The organism is uncultured Campylobacter sp., from assembly GCF_963517995.1.
Lineage (GTDB): Bacteria > Campylobacterota > Campylobacteria > Campylobacterales > Campylobacteraceae > Campylobacter_A.
The window spans coordinates 1-6,411 of sequence record NZ_CAUQHQ010000126.1 but is presented as its reverse complement, the minus strand read 5'-3'; the positions used below and the strand labels follow the sequence as shown (position 1 = coordinate 6,411).

Sequence of the window (6,411 nt, the reverse complement as noted above, 5' to 3'; positions counted from 1 at the left end):
CGAACTAAAGCCTCAAACCGAGTACAAAGTCACGCTAAAAAAGGGCTTTGGCGATGAGGATAGAATTTTACGCGAAGATGCGGAGTTTAGCGTCAAAACCGGCGATTATAAGCCGTTTTTGGAGTTTACCGATAAAGGCTCTTATTTATCTAGCGCCGGTGAAATCGGCGTAAAAGGCGTAAATTTAAATACCGCTAAAGTCGTCGTAGAAAAGCTAAAAGAGCCGAATTTAAGATACTTTTTAAATTTTACCCAAACTCCGCTTGATGACTACGTAGAAGAAGTCGCAAGCAAAAACTACGACCTAGGCGGTGCTCAAAACGAGATGCAAAAATACAAAATAAAGCTTGACTTCGCCGAGGGCGGAGATGGAGTTTATCTAGTCACGATCTACTACGACAAAGATAAAAGCGCCAAAAAAGCCGTCTATCTAACCGACATCGGCCTAAGCGCGAAAATTTCAAAAGACGAGGTGTTTTTATTTGCCAACCGCCTAAGTAAAAACGAAGTCGTCGCAAATGCGGACGTTAAAATTTACTCTGCCAAAAATAGCCTCATCGCAAGCGGTATCACAAACGACGAGGGCGTGTTTAAATTTAACAAAAAAGACATCGGCAAAGACGTAGCAAGCGCGGTCGTAACGCTTGGCAAGGAGCAAAGCTTCATCGCTCTATCGCAAAACAAACGTCTAAACGAGGAGTCGAATTTAGACGTTCAAGATAGAAGCGAAATTTACGACGCTTATTTGCATTTCGCCAGCGACATCATCCGCCCGCAGGAAAATATAAAAGGCGAGATCATCATCAAAAACGCGCTGTTTAAGGGACTAGCAAATATGCCCGTTAAGCTAAAAATCAAAGATCCGCAAAATAAAACGATCCTGGATAAAAGCGTAAATACTACCGAGCTTGGCGTCATAAATTTCGACGAGCCGGTAAACTCGGGGCTAACGGGCTCGTTTAGGCTTGAGATAATCTTTGCTAACAAGCTCATAGATAGCTACGACTTTTCCGTAGAGTCTTTTACCCCGCAACGCATCAAAAACGAGGTTAGCCTCGAAAAAGAAATTTACGCTCTAGGCGATGTTATGGACGTTAAATTGCAAAGCGCGTATCTTTTCGGCGGCGCGGCGGCAAATCTAAAGGGCGACGTAACGATAAATCTATATCAACAAGACTACAAAAACGATAAATTTAAAGAGTATAAATTTAGCAACGACGAATACGCCGCAAACGGCCTAGACCAAAGCGTCAAACAAGTAGAACTAGACGATGAGGGCAAGGGCGAAACCGTGTTTAAGCTGGAAAATAAATCCAAAATCGCAAGCGTTTTAAAAGGCACGGCAGTCTTTAACATAAACGACGACGGCAAAAACGTAAGCGCTAGCAAGAGCTTTAACGTTTATCCGTTTGACGCGATGGTGGGAGTAAAAGCAAACGATACCTACATTGACTCAAACTCTAAACTAACGCTAAATTTGGTAAGTATCGATCCGTTTAAGGACGAGGAGATAAAAGACAGGCAAAAAGCTATCGAGATAAAAAAAGAAATCTGGGACTACAACTACGATAAAGACGGCTATCTAAGATGGCACAGCCGCTACGAAAAGGTCTTTAGCGATACTCTTAGCGGAAACGAGTTCGTCTACGACTTTAAGCAAAGCGGCGATTACGTCGTCACGGTTTCAGACATCCTTAGCGGCCATTCGGCGAATTTAAACATTTATGTCAGCGGCTGGGATTACGGCGAAACGCTACAGCCGACAAAAGAACTGGCAAAAGCCAAAATCAAGCTAAACAAAAAAATCTATAAAAAAGGCGACGAGCTAATAGCAGACGTAAGCTCCGTGCTAAAAAGCGGTATCGCTATAGTCACGCTAGAATCGGGCGACGTTAAAAAATATAAAGTCGTAAACGTCCAAAACAACGTCGCAAACGCTAAATTTAATCTTGACTTCGACTTTGAGGGACTTTATGTAACGGCCTCGGTCGTGCGCGTAGCGGACAACGATACTCTGCCGTTTAGAACCTACGATAAAGTCTACGCAAAAGCCGACAAATCCTACCGCAGAGCAAATACGCTCATAGAAGCGCCAAAAACCGTAAGGTCAAACTCCAAATTTAAAGCTAGCGTAAAAACTGAGCCAAATGCCGAGGTTACAATATTTGCCGTCGATGAGGGCGTACTGCAAATCACCAACCAAAAGCTAAAAAGCCCGCTGGAGTTTTTCGATATGATTTTAAACGACGGAGTGCTTGATTACGACTTTTACGCAAATTTAAGCGGATTTAAAAAAGACGGCAAGGTGCTAAGCTTCGGCGGCGACGCGGCGAAGGCTCTTTTAGAGATGAGGATGGCAAAATTTGCTAGCCCTGTAGATAAGAAAAATATACAAACCTATATCAAAATGCAAACTGCAAAAGCCGGTGCCGACGGCGTAGCGAATTTCGAGATAGAAGTGCCTAACGACTTTAACTCCGAGATAAATTTAGCTGCGCTTAGCGTCGCCGGCGACAAACTCGGCTTTAGCGTAAATGCCGTAAAGGTAAAAGACGACGTCATCCTAAAACCTACTCAAACGGCGTATCTTATCGAAGGCGATAAGATAAACTACTCGCTAAGAGTAATAAACACGACTAAAGAGCCAAAAAAAGTAGCCTTGAGCCTAGATACCAACCTAAATGCGAAACTAGGCGTAGATAGTATCGAGCTAAAACCCGAGGAAAACGCTAAGCTAAATTTCACGGTCGATGCTAACGCTACGGGCAAAGCGTATATAAATTTCACCGCAAACGACGGCAAAGAGGGCTACTCCTACTCGCAAAAACTAGACGTCATACACGCCTATCCGCTAAGCACTTACGCTAAGACGTTTTACGCGAGCGAGAAAAAGACCTTTAAATTGGACGAAGAGTTAAACGATATCACGATAGACGCTTCAAGCTCTATCAAAGGCGTGCTAAGCGCAAACAGCGATAAACTCCTAAATTACCCTTACGGATGCGCCGAACAGCGCTCTAGTAAGCTTTTTGAGCTAAATTTCCTAGTGCTTGGGGGCGGCGACTCCAAAGAAGCTAAAGCAAGAGAAGCCGATAGAAAAAGATTCGTCCTTTCAGGCATGCAAGACGTAATCAAAATGCAAAAAACAGACGGCAGCATCGGCTACTGGAATCAGCTAAGCTATACGAACAACTTCGCCTCCGTCTACGCTATCGATATGCTACTAACGCTTGAAAAATCAGGCTTTGCGCTAGATAGCGGAGTAAAAAGCAAGGCTCTTGGCTGGCTTAGGGATTTTGATCCGGTAAATAATTTCCAAGCACTATACGCCGCATACATCCTAAGTACGCAAGGCAAGCTAGATAGATCAAAACTAAACGCGCTTTATGATCAAAAACGATACGAAGGCGGCGCGTTAGAGGGTTACTTGATGGCGGCTACGCTTAAAAACGAAGGACTAAACGAAGAGAGCAAGAAGGTGCTAAAAGGAGTCGGTAATAATTTCTTTAACGAGCAATCAGACGATCCGTCGGATTTTGGCTCAAGCGTAAGAAATAAAGCCTTTATCCTGCTTCTTCACGCTAATCACTTCGAGAAAAACGAATTTAGCGACTCTTTGGCCGACTTTTTAATAAAAAACGTAGACAAGCTTTACTCCACGCAGGAGCGCGCGTTTACGCTAAGAGCGCTAAGAGCCTATATCAAGGACGTCTCAAGCGAGAATAAATTTAAGCTCATAGCAGACGGCCGCGAGCTAGACTTTAGCGGCAGAGGCGCTATCAACGTCACTCCTAAAAAGTCTGAAATCACCATCGTACCGGAGGGTAACGCTAGCGTGTATCTAGGCGTTAGCGCATCAGGCTATAAAAAGCTAGGCGTAAATCATAAATTTGACAAAAGAGGGCTTGATATCTATAGAACTTTCGTCGATAAAGACGGCAAAGAGATAGATATTAATGCGCTTAAAGTAAACGACGTCATCTACTCTAAACTTACGCTAAGAACGGATAAATTTATCAGAAACGGCGTAATAAACGAGACGATTAGCCCTTGCTTTGAGGTGATAAACGAAAACATCGTACCAAACGCAAGAACAGGGGATACGAAAAGCTCTTTAACGCTTGAACACCAAAATATCGAGGACGATAGGGTTTTGAGCTTTTACAGTCTTTACTATAAAGACGATAAAAATACGCTTTATACGCCTCTTCGCGTAGTTATGAGCGGTAAATGCATGCTGCCTGCGGTCATCACGGAAAACATGTATGATGAAAGCATGAGCGACTACGATCTATCTCAGCACGAATTTATCGTCAAATAATCCTTTGCGGAGCGGTTTTTTAGCCGCTTCGCTTTCTTTGTCTAATCTTAAAAATAACTCGTTTTAAACATCTTATTAGCAAATTTGTAGTAAAATCAAGCATTTTTTAAACGATTATTAAGGATAAAATATGGCGGAATTTTACGACGCAAAAGAGATAGAAGATAAATTTTATAAAATTTGGGAAGAGCGCGGATATTTCGAGATAGACGCGAACAAAAACATCCGCAAAGACGGCCGTAAATTTTGCATCATGATGCCGCCTCCAAACGTAACGGGCTCGCTTCACATCGGGCATGCGCTAACCTTTACGCTACAAGACATAATGACGCGCTACAAAAGAATGGACGGCTACAAAACGCTGTGGCAGCCGGGCCTTGATCATGCCGGTATCGCCACACAAAATGTCGTTGAAAAGCAGCTATTAAATCAAGGCATCAAAAAAGAAGAACTCGGACGCGAAAAATTTGTAGAAAAAGTCTGGGAATGGAAAGAAAAAAGCGGCGGTATGATCGTGCACCAGATGCGAAAACTAGGCATCTCTCCAGCATGGTCGCGCCAAAGATTTACGATGGATGAAGGGCTAAGAAAAGCGGTCAAAAAAGCCTTCGTAAATCTCTACGAAAAAGGGCTCATCGTGCGCGAAAACTACATGATAAACTGGTGTACGCACGACGGCGCGCTCAGCGACATCGAGGTCGAGCATAAAGAAAACAAAGGCAAGCTTTATCATTTGAGATACTATTTTGCAGATAAGCCAAGCGAATATGTTGTAGTCGCTACCACTAGGCCTGAAACATATTTCGGCGATACCGCCGTCATGGTAAACCCGAACGACGAACGCTATAAAAATTTGATCGGCAAAAAAGTCGTCCTACCGGTAATCGGTCGCGAGATAAAGATCATCGCCGACGAGCACGTCGATATGGAGTTTGGAACGGGTCTTGTTAAAGTCACCCCGGCGCACGACACTAACGACTACGAGGTCGGCAAAAGGCATGATCTAGAGTTTATCACCGTTTTTGACGAAAAAGGCATCCTAAACGAGCAGTGCGCGCAGTTTAAGGGGTTAGAAAGACTTGAGGCTAGAGATGTCATCGTAGCAGAGCTAGAAAAGCTCGGAAACATCGAGAAGATCGAAGACTACGAAAATCAAGTCGGCTACTGCTACCGCTGCAAAAACGTCGTCGAGCCATACATCTCAAAGCAGTGGTTCGTCAAAAAACAGATCGCGGACGATGCGATCGCAAAGGTCGGCGAAGGCTTAGCCAAATTTTACCCGGCTCACTGGATAAACAGCTTTAACGCCTGGATGCGCGAGCTTCGCGACTGGTGTATCTCGCGCCAGCTATGGTGGGGACATCAGATCCCGGTATTTTACTGTAATGAGTGCGGACACGAGTGGGCGGACGAAGGCGATCCGACGCAGTGCCCAAAGTGCAAAAGCGCAAATTTCCATCAAGACCCGGATGTACTTGATACATGGTTTAGCTCGGGGCTTTGGCCATTTAGCACGCTTGGCTGGGGCAACGGCGAGGAGCTAAAAAACGAGAAATGGTTTGACGGCGATTTGGCCGAATTTTACCCGAACAACCTGCTAATCACCGGCTTTGATATCTTGTTTTTCTGGGTGGCTAGGATGATGTTTCAGGGCGAAAACGCGCTGGGCAAGCTGCCGTTTGACGATATTTACCTGCACGCTTTAGTTAAAGACGAGCAAGGTAGAAAGATGAGTAAAAGTCTAGGCAACGTCATCGACCCGCTCGTTAGCATCGAGGAGTACAGCGCCGATATACTGCGCTTTACGCTTGCGCTACTTGCCGTGCAGGGACGCGACATCAAGCTAAGCGACGAAAAGATGAAGCTCGTGAGAAATTTTACGAACAAGCTTTACAATGCGAGCAAATACCTGCTGTTAAACGAGTCTAAATTTGCAAATTTAAGCGACGCAAAAATCGAAACGAAGCTTGGCAAATACATGCTAAGCCGATTTAACGAGTGCGTACGCGAAGTTCGAGAGAACATCGACGCCTACCGCTTTAACGACGCGGCAAACGCGATTTATAAATTTTTATGGGACGAGTTTTGCG

At 44.5% G+C, this 6,411-nt stretch carries 2 protein-coding genes; both read left to right on the top strand.

Translation table 11 applies throughout. The annotated features are described in order from the left end of the window. Positions 1-4,321, top strand: a 4,321-nt coding sequence (locus RYL88_RS10635; protein ID WP_314991172.1) for a FixG Ig-like domain-containing protein, incomplete at its 5' end; no start/stop codon positions are given. Positions 4,322-4,451: 130 nt separating this feature from the next. Continuing rightward, a partial coding sequence (locus RYL88_RS10630; RefSeq protein ID WP_314991171.1) for a valine--tRNA ligase occupies positions 4,452-6,411 on the top strand: 1,960 nt, incomplete at its 3' end.